The sequence below is a fragment of the Altererythrobacter ishigakiensis genome (genome assembly GCF_001663155.1).
Classification (GTDB): Bacteria; Pseudomonadota; Alphaproteobacteria; order Sphingomonadales; family Sphingomonadaceae; genus Erythrobacter; species Erythrobacter ishigakiensis.
This window is the reverse complement of record NZ_CP015963.1, coordinates 1,817,261-1,829,639: the sequence shown is the minus strand read 5'-3', so window position 1 is coordinate 1,829,639 and position 12,379 is coordinate 1,817,261. Positions and strand designations below refer to the sequence as shown.

The window sequence follows — 12,379 nt, the reverse complement described above, 5'->3', positions numbered from 1 at the left end:
CGACCGGGATTTACCGCCAGCCCATTGCGCGTTTGTGCTTGCGATTGTCCCCGACCCAGCGCGCCGCAAGAGTCAGCACTCCGAAAGCAATCAAAGCCTGCACATAGAGACCCAGCCCGGCTTCATCCGGGTGCGGCCCAAACCAATTCACTGCCTGCATGATCAGCAACAAGACCAGCAAAATGATTGGCGGCCCGACCGGGCCCCTTGTTCGCTTCACATACCAGTAGAATGCTCCAAGCGTGATGGAGAGCTCGAGCGGAATAGCGATGAACGGTAAATTCCAAAGCCCCAGTCCATAGACCGAATCCCCGCCCGCGAGTGTCAAGTCAGGTCGATGCGTGACAAAGTCGAGCAGCCAATGTGAGGCGACCACAAACGCCGCCAGTACTCCAGCAGAAGCTTCGCGCAAGATCGCGAAAACGAGCAGTCCGAAGATCACGGCCCACACTCCGGTACCGAGCAGGCTGTGTGTGTAGGGCATGTGGTAGAGATCATACGGCACCATAGCTGTCGCGCTTGGGTCAATGCGCATCGCTTCGATACCGACAATTGCAAACCCGAAGAATGCCCAGTCGACCAATTGAGCGGCGATAAACAGGGTGCCGAGCTTCGGCGCACGAGGACTTACTGCCGCGGCAGCAAATGCAGGGGCAAAATGACCAATAAACATATCTTTATCCGGAGAACTTAAGAGTGATCCATGTCGCAATTGCCGCCGACGTGCCAGTCACGAATGTTCCCCATGCAATGTCAGCAACGCTGATGTGTGTAGCCCAAACCTTGAAAACTGCCTGACTGGTTAGATCAAAAGTTGCGTAGCAAACCGCCCCCAGAATAGCCCCATTGATCAATGCAGTGCCAACCTGCCCGGAATCGAGGCCCGGCCTGATTGCAAACCAGCACATGCCTGCCAGATAAATTGTATAGAACGCTGCTGCAGGGACAACACGGAAATTGTCCGCCATGATTCCGCCGATCACCGGTTCATACAAATTGGGTCCTGCCCACCGGAGCCAGATCGCATCCAATACGCCAAACGCGATTGCTGCCGAAACGTAAGCTATCACCCATTTTATCATTCGCGACTCTCCGTTCTTTCGTATCGTAGCTTGACCGTCTGGGCTGTGGCGGTCAATGCTTCTCGCCAAGGAAGGGATCAGACAAAACGTGTCAGAAACAGACATTTCACAGTTGAGCTTCGAGCAAGCACTCACCGCATTGGAAGAGGTTGTCCAGCAATTGGAAAGTGGCGATGTTCCGCTGGACCAATCGATCAGTCTTTACGAGCGAGGAGAGCAGTTGCGCAATCATTGCCAGTCGCGCCTGGATGATGCCCAGGCCCGGATTGAGAAGATCGTTACCGATAGCAGCGGGAGCGCAGCGTCCACTGTCCCATTTGATTCCGACGGGCAATAGGATGGCTGCGGCGATCGACCACAGTTTCCTGAAAGACGGGCTTTCGCGCGTTCAGCGTGAGGTTGATAGCGTGTTCGATGCGCTTTTACCGGTTCCGCAGGATAGTCGGGCGCGGTTGGTAGAAGCAATGCGGTATGCCGCAATCGGCGGCGGCAAGCGGGTCAGACCATTGTTGTTGGTTAGTACGGCAGAGCTGTTCGGCGTAAATCGCGATTCGGCACTACGCGCGGCCTGCGCAGTCGAAGCGATCCATGTCTACTCACTGATCCATGATGACCTGCCGTGTATGGATGATGATGCTCTGCGCCATGGCAAACCAACTCTGCATTTGGAGTTCGATGAGGCGACAGCGGTTCTTGCCGGAGATTCGCTCCACGCGCTCGCATTTGAGATCTTGTCCGATACTGCCACCAGTGAAGACCCGTTCACGCGTTCAGAGCTTATCCTCACACTGGGGAAAGCCAGCGGCAAAGACGGTATGGCTGGTGGTCAGATGATGGATATGATGGCGGAGGAAGAGGATTACGATCTGCATACCATCACGCGGCTTCAACAATTGAAAACGGGAGCATTGCTGGCTGCTTCTGTAGAGATGGGCGCGATAATGGGGCATGTACAGCCAGAGGGGAGAGCGCATCTTCGTGCTTACGCCCGCGATATCGGTCTTGCCTTCCAGATTGCGGATGACCTGCTGGACGTTGAAGGCGATGCAGACAAGGCCGGGAAGGCGCTGCGCAAGGATGAGGGGCAGGGAAAGCAGACCTTTGTCACGCTGATGGGTGCAGGCAAGGCGAGAGAACAAGCACGTGCGCTGGTTGATCAAGCCATCGGCCATTTGTCGGTCCATGGCGATGAGGCAAAGATGCTGGCCGCCGTCGCGCGTTACATTGTGGAGAGGGACAGGTGACAAAACGCACAGGGATCTATCCGGGAACTTTTGATCCGATCACCTTGGGTCATATGGACATTATCGAGCGCGGTGCGAAACTGGTTGATGAGTTGATCATCGGAGTAACCACCAATCTAGCTAAGTCCCCGATGTTTTCTGACGAAGAACGGATCGCTATTGTCGAACGTGAGGTTGCCGGGATTAGTCCGGGAAATATCCGTGTGGTGGGCTTCAACTCATTGCTCGTCGATTTTGCCGATGAAATGGGTGCCAGCACTGTTATTCGCGGAATCCGCGGAGTGACCGATTTCGAATACGAATATCAGCTTACAGGCATGAACCGGCAGCTGAATCACGAGGTTGAGACTGTATTCTTGATGGCGGATATTTCGCTTCAACACATCGCAAGCCGACTTGTGAAGGAAGTCGCCATCTATGGCGGTGAGATCTCCAAATTCGTGACAAGCAGTGTTAGAGCCGATGTCCTGGCAAAGCTCGCCGAATAGCCTGCTGTTGAGAGAGACGCGATCATTCATTGCCGCGACAGTTCTATCCGGCTAACCAGCTTCCCGCTTTACTGAATTAAACAAAAGATCACGTGACCTTTAACATGATGAAGAAAATTCTCGCCGCCACGCTTTCCATTGGAATGCTATCAATGCCGGCCCACGGTTCCGCACAGGATACAGAGCCGGCTTCTGAAGCCGCTGCTCCTCTGCCCCGTGCCATCAATTATGATCCGGCGGTCGATCCGGAAAATGTGTGGTTGCTTGACCTTTCAAATGGTGAACGGGTTGCAATCCGCCTGATGCCGGCATGGGCGCCCAACCATGTAGAGCGCATAAAAACGCTCACCCGTACAGGATTCTACGACGGCGTGATTTTCCACCGGGTCATTGAAGGGTTCATGGCACAGGGTGGCGATCCCACAGGCACTGGGCAGGGCAGTTCTGCTATGCCAGACCTTGAGGCAGAGTTTAACCCGCGGCCGCATATTCGCGGAACAGTGTCCATGGCACGTGCGAATGAAGAGAACAGTGCAAATAGTCAGTTCTTCATTGTCTTCTATCCGCGTTTCAGTCTGGATAAGCGTTACACCAATTTCGGTCGTGTGATTGCCAATATGGAAGGTGTCGATGCGATCACGCGTGGTGAGCCGCCGGCAAACCCAACGCGAATTCTGCAGGCTAGCCTTGCATCCGACAACAAACCTCAGGTCTTCCCGCAAGCCGAAGCGCCAGTGGAAGAAGAGATCACAGCGGATGCGTTGAACGCTCCGCTTAGCTGATCGAGCTTTTCAACCGCCACTGTCGGCCTTAAGGCGCGCGGATCATGCGTGTTGACCTGTTTGATTTCGAACTCCCGCAAGAGCTGATCGCACTGCGTCCAGTTCGCCCGCGCGATGCCGCGCGCATGCTCTATGTACCGGGTACAGGACCTTTCGAAGACAGGGGTGTGCGGGATCTGCCCAAATTGCTTTCTGCCGGCGATGTGCTTGTCTTCAACGACACGCGTGTAATCCCGGGTCAGCTTGAAGGACGGCGCGCCGGGGGCGAAGCCAAGATCGGTGCCACTTTGCACAAGCGAGAGGATCTGCGCCGCTGGATAGCATTCATCCGAAACGCCAAACGCCTGAAGGAAGGGGATCAGATCGTCTTTGGCGGCGGAGTCACTGCGCTTGCTGAAACCCGCAATCAAGACGGGAGCTTCACGCTGCTTTTTGAAGGCGATGAGCCTGTCGAAGTCCTTCTCGACCGTGCGGGAACAATGCCTTTGCCGCCGTACATTGCGGGCAAGCGAGACATCGATGAGCAGGACTACGAAGACTACCAGACCATGTTTGCACAGAAGGATGGAGCTGTCGCGGCACCCACTGCCTCACTGCATTTTACAGAGCGTTTGATGTCTGAATTGGATGCCGCGGGCATTCGCCACGAAACGCTGACGCTGCACGTCGGGGCAGGAACCTTCTTGCCGGTTAAAGCCGATGATACCGACGATCATCAGATGCATTCGGAATGGGGCCGAATAACGCCCCAGGTTGCAGAGCGCCTGAATGCTGCTCGGGTGGCTGGAAAGCGGATTATCGCCGTTGGGACAACTTCCTTGCGTTTGCTTGAGAGCGCCGCATGCGATGATCGAACTATCGCCCCATTTGAAGGTGATACTGACATCTTCATAACCCCGGGATACCGTTTCAAAGGTGTCGATGGATTGATGACCAACTTCCATCTGCCAAAATCCACTTTGATAATGCTGGTTAGCGCACTGATAGGTCGCGAACGCATGATGGAGGCTTATGCGCACGCGATAAATGCGAACTACCGTTTCTATTCATATGGTGACTCCTCACTGCTCCTGCCCTAATCAGTTGCAATGAGCGAACCTATTCTCGAGCTGCACGGTCTGACCAAAGTCTATCCGGGTGGTTTAAAAGCACTTGATTCTGTTGATCTGGATATACGCAAGGGTGAGATATTTGCCCTTCTTGGTCCCAATGGCGCGGGCAAAACCACGTTGATCGGTGCAGTGTGTGGACTTGTTCGACCAAGCGGTGGGACTATCCGGGCTTTCGGTTATGACATGGCGACGCATTGGCGGCAGGCGAGGGCGCGGATCGGTCTGGTGCCACAAGAGCTTTCGACCGACATGTTCGAGCCTGTGATCCGCGCTGTTTCCTATTCGCGCGGTCTGTTCGGTCTCCCGTCAGACAAGAGTCGGATCGAGGAAATCCTGCGTGCGCTCAGCCTCTGGGACAAACGAGACGAACGTATCATGGCGCTTTCAGGAGGGATGAAGCGCCGTGTGTTGATAGCCAAGGCGCTCGCGCACGAACCTGACTTGCTGTTTCTTGATGAACCCACGGCGGGGGTCGATGTCGAGCTGCGCAAGGGTATGTGGGAATTGATCGGGCAGATGCGCGAGCGAGGCGTAACTGTCATCCTCACCACACACTATATCGAAGAGGCTGAGGAAATGGCCGATCGCGTCGGCATCATTAACAGGGGCCAACTGCTGATGGTCGATGAGAAAGATGCAATGATGCAGCGCTTGGGCCGGACCGAAGCGCACATCGAACTTGCTTCCGCGATGACTGAGTTGCCGGATACGATCCAGCGCTTTCCTGTCGAGCTCGAAGAGGGAGGCTTGTCACTTTGCTATCGCGGCGGCGACGGCACTGGCAAAGGCAAGGCTGAAGTCGCCGAATTGACCAAAGCGCTGAGCGTGGCAGGGATCGATTTTACGGGCATCGACATTCGAGAGAGCTCGCTTGAAGATATTTTCGTCTCGCTTCTGGGTGAGAAGGAGGCCGCACAATGAATTTCAATTTCCGCGGCGCCTGGTCCATTTTTAAGCGCGAGGTAATGCGGGCGTTTCGCACTGCATTCCAATCGATCCTCGCGCCAGTGTTGACAACATCGCTCTACTTCATTGTGTTCGGTTCTGCGATCGGCAGCCGGATGGAACCCATCGATGGCGTAACTTACGGTGCGTTTATCATCCCCGGACTGCTCATGCTCACCCTGCTTGGGGAAACCACTTCGAACGCGAGCTTCGGTATTTATATGCCGCGGTTCACAGGAACAATCTATGAGTTGCTGTCAGCTCCGGTGGGCGTTGCGGAGACGCTGATTGGTTTCGTTGGTGCTGCAGCTGCGAAAAGCTTGATACTCGCCAGCATTATACTGATCACTGCCAACCTGTTCGTGGATTACACAATTGCGCATCCAATTCTGGCCATAATCTTCATCATGCTGGTGGCGGCAAGCTTCTCGTTATTCGGGTTCATACTCGGCGTATGGGCCGACAATTTTGAGAAGTTGGGCATTATACCTCTGCTCTTCCTCACCCCGCTTACCTTTCTGGGTGGTACATTCTATTCGATCGACATGTTGCCAGCGCCGTGGGACAAGATCGCTCTAGCGAATCCCATTGTCTATTTGGTCAGCGGACTGCGCTGGACATTCTACGGCAGTGGAGACGTCAACTTCGGGTTATCGTTGAGTATCACGCTGGGATTCCTGGCTGTCTGTACTGCGATAATTGCCTACATCTTCAAGACGGGTTGGCGTCTTCGAGACTGACCGCAGATAAAACTGTGTTACCGTATTACAACACGTGCAAATTATCGTAATAAAACGATAAAATGTGACTTCGAGTTGCCTTGTTATGCACAGGTCCAAAAGCGATATCCGGCTCGCCGCTCGCCCCCTGAGAGGTTAGATAAGAAAGTACAGAAAATGAGAAAGTAATTTGTAGCAGGGCTGTTCGCAGCGGCTATGATGACGCCAGCCGCTGCGCTGGCTCAGGATTCCAACGAGACCGAAACATTTATCGGCGTATCGGCCGGATACCATGATCTGGGTGTTGGTTCGGATGAATCTGATGGTGTGGAACTTGACGATGGAAGCCCGATCTTCGGGGTAGTTGCAGGCGTCGATTTCCCTGTTGGCGACAGCATGTTTGCCGGTTTTGAAGGTAACTTCCATTTTGGCACAGACGCTGTCGACTATGAATATGGCGCGCTCGCTCGCTTCGGCACCGCCGATTCAAGCGGCACCAAATACTATCTGCGCGGTGGCTACCAGGAAATCGAACTCGACGTTGAAGAGATTCTCAACATCGAACTCGACGATGGTGAGTTGGATGGAGTGGACACCAGCGATAGCGATCTGATTGTCGGTGCTGGCGTCGATATCCCCCTTGCAGGCGGAAAGCTGCGCTTCAATGTCGACACAGTTTCGTTCGACACGGTCCGTAGCACCACAGGCTTCGTATTCTCCTTCTAGTATTCGAGATCCAGAAGCAGGCCGGCGCTGCGTTGCATCGCCGGCCTTTCTTTTAAGTGACATCATCTCTGCAGACGGCTAGCGGATACCGCCATGACCGAGCGGTTTAAATTCAGCATCAATGCCACGGACGGCAGAGCACGTACTGGCCGCATCGAAATGCAGCGAGGGGATATTCGGACGCCCGCTTTCATGCCCGTTGGCACTGCTGCGACGGTCAAGGCGATGAAGCCTGAGACTGTGCGAGAGATCGGCGCCGATATCATCTTGGGTAATACCTACCACCTCATGCTGCGCCCTGGTGCAGAGAGGGTTGCGCGGCTTGGTGGGTTGCATCAGTTCATGAATTGGCAGCGACCTATTCTGACCGATAGCGGAGGCTATCAGGTGATGAGCCTGTCGGAGCTTCGCAAGCTGACCGAGCAAGGCGTAGAGTTCCGCAGCCATATCGATGGTTCGAAGCATATGCTGACACCTGAACGCTCGATGGAGATCCAGCGCTTGCTAGGCTCTGACATAGTCATGGCATTCGATGAATGCCCCCGCGCAGATCAACCACGCGATGTGATCGCAGTGAGCATGGAGCTCTCTATGCGATGGGCGAAGCGCAGCCGTGATGGCTTTGATAGTGGTGAAGAACACGCCGCCCAGTCGGCCCTGTTCGGCATTCAGCAAGGCGCGTTGGATGAGGATCTGCGCAAGATCAGCGCACAAAAACTTACTGACATAGGCTTTGATGGCTACTCCGTTGGTGGGCTTGCTGTGGGTGAGGGCCAAGACGCCATGTTTGCCACCTTGGATTTTGCACCAGACCAGCTCCCGTATGACAAGCCGCGCTACTTGATGGGAGTCGGAAAGCCGGACGATCTCGTGGGAGCGGTCGAACGCGGGATCGATATGTTCGATTGCGTGCTGCCCACGCGTTCAGGGCGGAACGGGCAGGCATTCACCTGGAATGGTCCCCTCAACCTGCGCAACGCCAAGCATGCTGAAGACACCGGCCCGCTCGACGAGAAATGTACCTGCAATGTCTGTCAAACCTACTCGCGTGCCTATCTGCATCACTTGCAGAAGTCGGGTGAGATACTAGGGGCGATGTTGGTGACTGAGCATAACCTCAGCTTTTACCAACAGCTGATGCAAGGCATGCGCGATGCGATTTCAGAAAGTCGTTTTGACGCCTTCGCCAGTGACTTCCGCCGCGAGTACCTGTCTGCTTAGCGGTTCAAGAAGCTTTTCAGTCTTTCGCGTTTTTTGGCTGAGTCTGCGGGATTTGCAGATCGCGCCATCTTCTTGATTCGATTGCGCCATTTCGGCAAACGCTTGTCCGCTTCGCCATGCTTCACGGGTCCAAGTGCGAGAAAACGCACCGGCTTGAATCCGCAGAAGCCCAGAACCTGACGTTTCCACCTTTTGATCAACGCATCGCCGTACATCATCCGCAAGAACAGCGGTGGCGTGTCCATAGTTGCGATAACATCGGCGGAGCGCCCCTCCATCAGCTTGTCCCACCAATTGTCGTCATCATGATAAGCGAAGGTTAGGCCGGGCAGGAGTAGGCGATCAAGCAAGCCCTTAAGGTAAGCTGGCTCGCTGCCCCACCACATTGGGAATGCGACAACCAAATGATCGCAAGCGTCCAGCAAGGCAGCGATACGATGCAAGTCCGGCTCCCACTCGGTTCGCTTGGCATAGCCATGATGCAGAACAGGATCGAATTGCAGGTCACGAACCGCAATCCGATCGACTTCATTACCGGGCGCTACACCTGCCTGATACATGTCGAGAAGATGGCTGGTAAGCCGGTTGGCATCAGGGTGCCCGTCAAGGATCAGGATATGCATTTCACGCAGGATAGGCTCGGCAAAGGGTTGCGTGCAAATACAAAAAGGGCGGCCCAAACGGACCGCCCTTTTTCGATTAGGTAATGTTCCGGCCAATTACCGCGAGTAGAATTCGACCACCAGGTTCGGTTCCATTGTGACCGGATATGGGACTTCATCCAGTTTCGGTACGCGGGTGAACTGAACCTTGTCATTGCCATCTGGTGCAACGTAGTCAGGAATGTCACGCTCGGGCAGGCTTTGCGCTTCGATGACCAGAGCCATCTCCTGCGCCTTCTTGCCGAGGCTGATCACATCGCCAACGTCACAGCGGCGCGATGCAATGTTACACTTCACACCGTTCACATAGATGTGACCGTGTGAAACGATCTGACGCGCAGCAAAGATCGTCGGTGCGAACTTGGCGCGATACACGATCATGTCGAGGCGGCGCTCAAGCAGACCGATCAGGTTCTGACCGGTGTCACCCTTCATGCGGGTTGCGTCCTTATAGGTTGAGCGGAACTGCTTCTCGGTTACATCGCCGTAATAGCCCTTCAGCTTCTGCTTTGCGCGAAGCTGCAGGCCGAAGTCGCTCATCTTGCCCTTGCGACGCTGACCATGCTGGCCCGGGCCGTAGGAACGCTTGTTTACCGGAGAATTGGGACGACCCCAGATGTTTTCGCCCATCCGGCGGTCGAGTTTGTACTTGGCGCTCTTGCGCTTTGACATAAGTCTTTCCTTCAGTTTGCTGGGTCACCCTCACGGTGACCATTTAACCCGGCGTCGCACCGTCGGATAGGATATCCAACGCGGCTTCCGCTTCACCGGGGTGCGGAGCCAATTTGCGAAGGCGCGCAGATAGCAGGATTGTGCACCGCGTCAAGACGCTTGGCGGTTTTAGAGCTTATGTGTAAGCTTTGATTTGCGGTCGCACGCCACAACGTAGTTTGGGGGTTTGCCGCGTGTCTAAAGAGTTTGATTTCGTAATCGTTGGAGCTGGCTCATCGGGCGCCGCTCTAGCTGCTAGGCTGAGCGAGAACCCGAGTGTAAGGGTGGCATTGCTTGAGGCGGGCGGAAAACCACCTGCGCGAGAGGAAATCCCGGCAGCTTGTGCGTCGCTGCAACTTGATCCTGAATGCGACTGGATGTTTCAGGGGGAGGCCGGAAAGGCAGGTCGCGGGCTGCGCAACAACAAGATACCGGTACCGCGCGGCAAGATGCTGGGTGGGTCATCTGCCATGAACTATATGGTTTTTGTGCGCGGACATCCGGGGGATTTTGACAATTGGGAAGCCAAGGGCGCGAAGGGCTGGAGCTTTTCTGATGTTGAATATGCATTCGAAAGGCTGGAAGAGGTATCGCAAACCAATGAAGCTGCAATCGATGGGGAGGGGCGAGGGCAGGCAGGCCCGATCGGAGTGGGCATCCGTTCGCCCGTGCTACCATGTTCGCGGCAATTCGTGATCGCTGCGACACGTACCGGCATGCCAGAGGGGGATTACAACGGCAGCGGACGGTTTCAGGAAGGCGGCGTGTCATCTTTGGTGCAGACCAACACACGTGATGGAAAGCGTTCCAGCACCTATCACGGCTATCTGAAGAACGCGGCTGAGAACCGGCCCAATCTAACCATCATCACAAATGTTCATGCAGAGCGTATCATCCTTGACGAATCAGAAGGTGAATTGATCGCTCGAGGCATTGAATACCGCGACGCGAATGGCGAGCTCCAGCAAGTGACAGCGGCGCTCGAAACAATCCTGTCCGCAGGGGCCGTAGGTTCGCCGCATTTGCTGATGCTTTCCGGCATCGGCCCACGCCGCGAGCTCGAAGAAGCGGGAGTGGTATGCCGACTGCATAACGAGCATGTCGGCAAGCATCTGAAGGATCATTTCCTGGTCGGCATGATTTTCCCAGCGCCGGGTATCGGCCAATCTGTGGGCGAAATTGCGGTTGCGATCGGGCCCGACATGCTGCGTGGGCCCGATGGACCACTGCCAGAGGATCCTGCTGACGATGATTCGATGAGCGATGACCTGAAAGAGTTGAAAGCCGAAGCCGAACGTCAACACGATGAGTGGTTGAGAACCGGGAGTAGCCTTGCCTCCTCCAGCACCTATGACGGAGTGTGTTTCTACTCAACTGGGCTCGATGATGATTTCACCCATGACGGACAAATCGGATTTCTGACAGCCACGAACACTGTCGATTTCTTTCGGGAGCAAGCAAACAGCGACATCTCGCGTATGTTCGATGACGCGGAAAGGGACCTTGCACCAGAAGCGGAAAACATCATCATTCTGCCCAGCAATTGTGTGCCGCACAGCGAAGGCGAAATCGTTCTTCAATCAAGCGACCCGCATGTCGCCCCAAAGATCGATTTCAATTACTTCGCCGATCCGCATGACCTCAAGGTGATGGTCGCGCTCATGCGAAAGTCGCTGGAGATTGCCAAAAACTGGCCCGTCGAAGGGCTAGGAGACTGGATGGTTTCGCCGGAGCTCGCCCGCAAGCACGGCTACAAGCCAGGTGACGAGCCAAGCGACGCACTATTGGAAAACCATGCCCTGCATTTTGGCAATACGATCTACCATCTCAGCTGCACATGCCGGATAGGCGACGTGGTTGATGAAAGACTTCGCGTTAAAGGCGTCAAGAATTTACGAATTGCAGATGCCAGCATCATGCCAGAGATCCCAAGCGGGAACATCAATGCGCCTTGCATCATGATCGGTGAACGGGCTTCGGACCTTATCAAGGAAGACCATTCAATAGCCGAAAGCGCGGTGGCTGCCTAACTGGTCTCGACAAACGCGCCCCAGAGGCTAAGAGCGCGGGCCATGACCGACACAATCCTTATGCCAGACGAATGCACCACAATGAGCGAGGTGCGCGCCGGCGTAGACGCAACCGATCAAGAGCTTGTCGCTCTGCTTGAGCGACGTTTTGGCTATATGCGCGCGGCAGCGCGCATAAAGCCATCTCGTGAAACCGTCCGCGATGAAGCCCGCAAAGCCGCAGTAATTCAAGCAGCTGGCAAAGCAGCAGAAGCGCGTAGCATGCCCCGGGATCGCATCGAAGCAATATGGGAATTGCTGGTGGAGAACTCGATCGCGTATGAATTCGAAATCTGGGACGCTACGCGGAACTAAGCCCCGCGGCGCTCCAAACTCAGATCTAGGTCAGTTGCCGCGGTTGAATTCGCGCCACTCTTCGCTTGTCATACAGACACGCTCTTTCTTGCGAGAACCCATGCCCGTGCTGATACGGCGGCAGATACGTTTATCTTCGGCTTTCTCTTCCTGAACTTGCTCGGCAGTTTGTTCCGAGTTCTGCTCTGCTGGCGGAGTGGGTTGCGCTTGCGCGACCAACGCGAAAGCAAACAAGGTCGAAATCATGAAGGGAATCCTATGAATTGAGAGGGTTGGGGGTTTTGGTGCACTAGCCACACGTCT

The 12,379-nt window shown here is 55.0% G+C and carries 16 protein-coding genes; 11 read left to right on the top strand and 5 right to left on the bottom strand.

The features are described 5' to 3' along the window. Positions 1-10: 10 nt before the first annotated feature. Together A6F69_RS08695 and A6F69_RS08690 are read right to left on the bottom strand one after the other, a co-directional pair. Positions 11-673 (bottom strand): metal-dependent hydrolase, encoded by a 663-nt coding sequence (locus A6F69_RS08695; RefSeq protein ID WP_067599974.1) that lies wholly within the window; start codon positions 671-673, stop codon positions 11-13. A 4-nt stretch (positions 674-677) separates the two neighbouring features. Next, positions 678-1,082, bottom strand: coding sequence for a DUF2177 family protein (locus A6F69_RS08690; protein ID WP_067599970.1), 405 nt, complete (start codon positions 1,080-1,082; stop codon positions 678-680). A gap of 55 nt (positions 1,083-1,137) precedes the next feature. Between A6F69_RS08690 and A6F69_RS08685 the strand changes: the two genes are divergently transcribed. The 9 genes from A6F69_RS08685 (at position 1,138) to tgt (ending at position 8,319) form a co-directional block, all read left to right on the top strand. Next, positions 1,138-1,419 carry an exodeoxyribonuclease VII small subunit gene (locus A6F69_RS08685; protein WP_067599967.1) on the top strand — a complete coding sequence of 94 codons (282 nt, stop codon included), beginning with the start codon at positions 1,138-1,140 and terminating at the stop codon, positions 1,417-1,419. Position 1,420: 1 nt separating this feature from the next. After that, the gene (locus tag A6F69_RS08680; protein ID WP_067599965.1) at positions 1,421-2,326 is read left to right on the top strand and encodes a polyprenyl synthetase family protein; all 906 of its coding nucleotides are present in this window, start codon (positions 1,421-1,423) and stop codon (positions 2,324-2,326) included. Next, positions 2,323-2,814 (top strand): pantetheine-phosphate adenylyltransferase, encoded by a 492-nt coding sequence (gene coaD / locus A6F69_RS08675; protein ID WP_067599962.1) that lies wholly within the window; start codon positions 2,323-2,325, stop codon positions 2,812-2,814. Before A6F69_RS08680 ends, coaD begins: the two co-directional genes overlap by 4 nt. A gap of 104 nt (positions 2,815-2,918) precedes the next feature. After that, positions 2,919-3,596 carry a peptidylprolyl isomerase gene (locus tag A6F69_RS08670; RefSeq protein WP_067599959.1) on the top strand — a complete coding sequence of 226 codons (678 nt, stop codon included), beginning with the start codon at positions 2,919-2,921 and terminating at the stop codon, positions 3,594-3,596. Positions 3,597-3,640: 44 nt separating this feature from the next. After that, complete coding sequence (gene queA / locus A6F69_RS08665) at positions 3,641-4,675, top strand: tRNA preQ1(34) S-adenosylmethionine ribosyltransferase-isomerase QueA (protein ID WP_067599956.1); 1,035 nt, start codon at positions 3,641-3,643, stop codon at positions 4,673-4,675. Positions 4,676-4,684: 9 nt separating this feature from the next. Continuing rightward, a complete protein-coding gene (locus tag A6F69_RS08660) occupies positions 4,685-5,629 on the top strand; it encodes an ABC transporter ATP-binding protein (protein WP_067599953.1) in 945 nt (314 codons plus the stop codon). Beyond that, positions 5,626-6,393, top strand: a complete 768-nt coding sequence (locus A6F69_RS08655; RefSeq protein WP_067599950.1) for an ABC transporter permease — start codon at positions 5,626-5,628, stop codon at positions 6,391-6,393. Before A6F69_RS08660 ends, A6F69_RS08655 begins: the two co-directional genes overlap by 4 nt. Before the next feature lie 195 nt (positions 6,394-6,588). Beyond that, entirely contained in the window at positions 6,589-7,098 is a 510-nt protein-coding gene (locus A6F69_RS08650; protein ID WP_067599945.1) for a hypothetical protein, read from the top strand. 93 nt (positions 7,099-7,191) lie between these two features. Then, entirely contained in the window at positions 7,192-8,319 is a 1,128-nt protein-coding gene (gene tgt, locus A6F69_RS08645) for a tRNA guanosine(34) transglycosylase Tgt (protein ID WP_067599942.1), read from the top strand. Here tgt and A6F69_RS08640 read toward each other — a convergent pair. Together A6F69_RS08640 and rpsD are read right to left on the bottom strand one after the other, a co-directional pair. Continuing rightward, positions 8,316-8,942, bottom strand: a complete 627-nt coding sequence (locus A6F69_RS08640) for an NAD(P)H-dependent oxidoreductase (RefSeq protein ID WP_067599939.1) — start codon at positions 8,940-8,942, stop codon at positions 8,316-8,318. The genes tgt and A6F69_RS08640 overlap by 4 nt on opposite strands. Before the next feature lie 96 nt (positions 8,943-9,038). Beyond that, on the bottom strand, positions 9,039-9,653 hold the full coding sequence (rpsD, locus tag A6F69_RS08635; RefSeq protein ID WP_067599936.1) for a 30S ribosomal protein S4: 615 nt from the start codon (positions 9,651-9,653) through the stop codon (positions 9,039-9,041). Positions 9,654-9,886: 233 nt separating this feature from the next. On the opposite strand from rpsD, the gene A6F69_RS08630 reads away from it, so the two are divergent. Together A6F69_RS08630 and A6F69_RS08625 are read left to right on the top strand one after the other, a co-directional pair. Next, positions 9,887-11,722 (top strand): GMC family oxidoreductase, encoded by a 1,836-nt coding sequence (locus A6F69_RS08630; RefSeq protein WP_169816561.1) that lies wholly within the window; start codon positions 9,887-9,889, stop codon positions 11,720-11,722. Positions 11,723-11,764: 42 nt separating this feature from the next. After that, positions 11,765-12,076: a chorismate mutase gene (locus A6F69_RS08625; RefSeq protein WP_067599930.1), complete on the top strand. Its 312-nt coding sequence runs from the start codon at positions 11,765-11,767 to the stop codon at positions 12,074-12,076. Between the two features lie 30 nt (positions 12,077-12,106). Here the strand turns inward: A6F69_RS08625 and A6F69_RS08620 are convergent, their stop codons facing one another. Continuing rightward, entirely contained in the window at positions 12,107-12,322 is a 216-nt protein-coding gene (locus tag A6F69_RS08620) for a hypothetical protein (protein WP_067599927.1), read from the bottom strand. Positions 12,323-12,379: the final 57 nt, after the last annotated feature.

Bases quoted from the DNA above. Each gene is read 5' to 3' on its own strand.
- A6F69_RS08670 (WP_067599959.1), top strand. From the start codon at position 2,919: ATGATGAAGAAAATTCTCGCCGCCACGCTTTCCATTGGAATGCTATCA.
- A6F69_RS08640 (WP_067599939.1), bottom strand. From the start codon at position 8,942: ATGCATATCCTGATCCTTGACGGGCACCCTGATGCCAACCGGCTTACC.
- A6F69_RS08650 (WP_067599945.1), top strand. From the start codon at position 6,589: ATGATGACGCCAGCCGCTGCGCTGGCTCAGGATTCCAACGAGACCGAA.
- A6F69_RS08655 (WP_067599950.1), top strand. From the start codon at position 5,626: ATGAATTTCAATTTCCGCGGCGCCTGGTCCATTTTTAAGCGCGAGGTA.
- A6F69_RS08680 (WP_067599965.1), top strand. From the start codon at position 1,421: ATGGCTGCGGCGATCGACCACAGTTTCCTGAAAGACGGGCTTTCGCGC.
- A6F69_RS08685 (WP_067599967.1), top strand. From the start codon at position 1,138: ATGCTTCTCGCCAAGGAAGGGATCAGACAAAACGTGTCAGAAACAGAC.
- A6F69_RS08690 (WP_067599970.1), bottom strand. From the start codon at position 1,082: ATGATAAAATGGGTGATAGCTTACGTTTCGGCAGCAATCGCGTTTGGC.
- A6F69_RS08620 (WP_067599927.1), bottom strand. From the start codon at position 12,322: ATGATTTCGACCTTGTTTGCTTTCGCGTTGGTCGCGCAAGCGCAACCC.
- A6F69_RS08625 (WP_067599930.1), top strand. From the start codon at position 11,765: ATGACCGACACAATCCTTATGCCAGACGAATGCACCACAATGAGCGAG.
- queA (WP_067599956.1), top strand. From the start codon at position 3,641: ATGCGTGTTGACCTGTTTGATTTCGAACTCCCGCAAGAGCTGATCGCA.
- A6F69_RS08660 (WP_067599953.1), top strand. From the start codon at position 4,685: ATGAGCGAACCTATTCTCGAGCTGCACGGTCTGACCAAAGTCTATCCG.
- rpsD (WP_067599936.1), bottom strand. From the start codon at position 9,653: ATGTCAAAGCGCAAGAGCGCCAAGTACAAACTCGACCGCCGGATGGGC.
- A6F69_RS08695 (WP_067599974.1), bottom strand. From the start codon at position 673: ATGTTTATTGGTCATTTTGCCCCTGCATTTGCTGCCGCGGCAGTAAGT.
- tgt (WP_067599942.1), top strand. From the start codon at position 7,192: ATGACCGAGCGGTTTAAATTCAGCATCAATGCCACGGACGGCAGAGCA.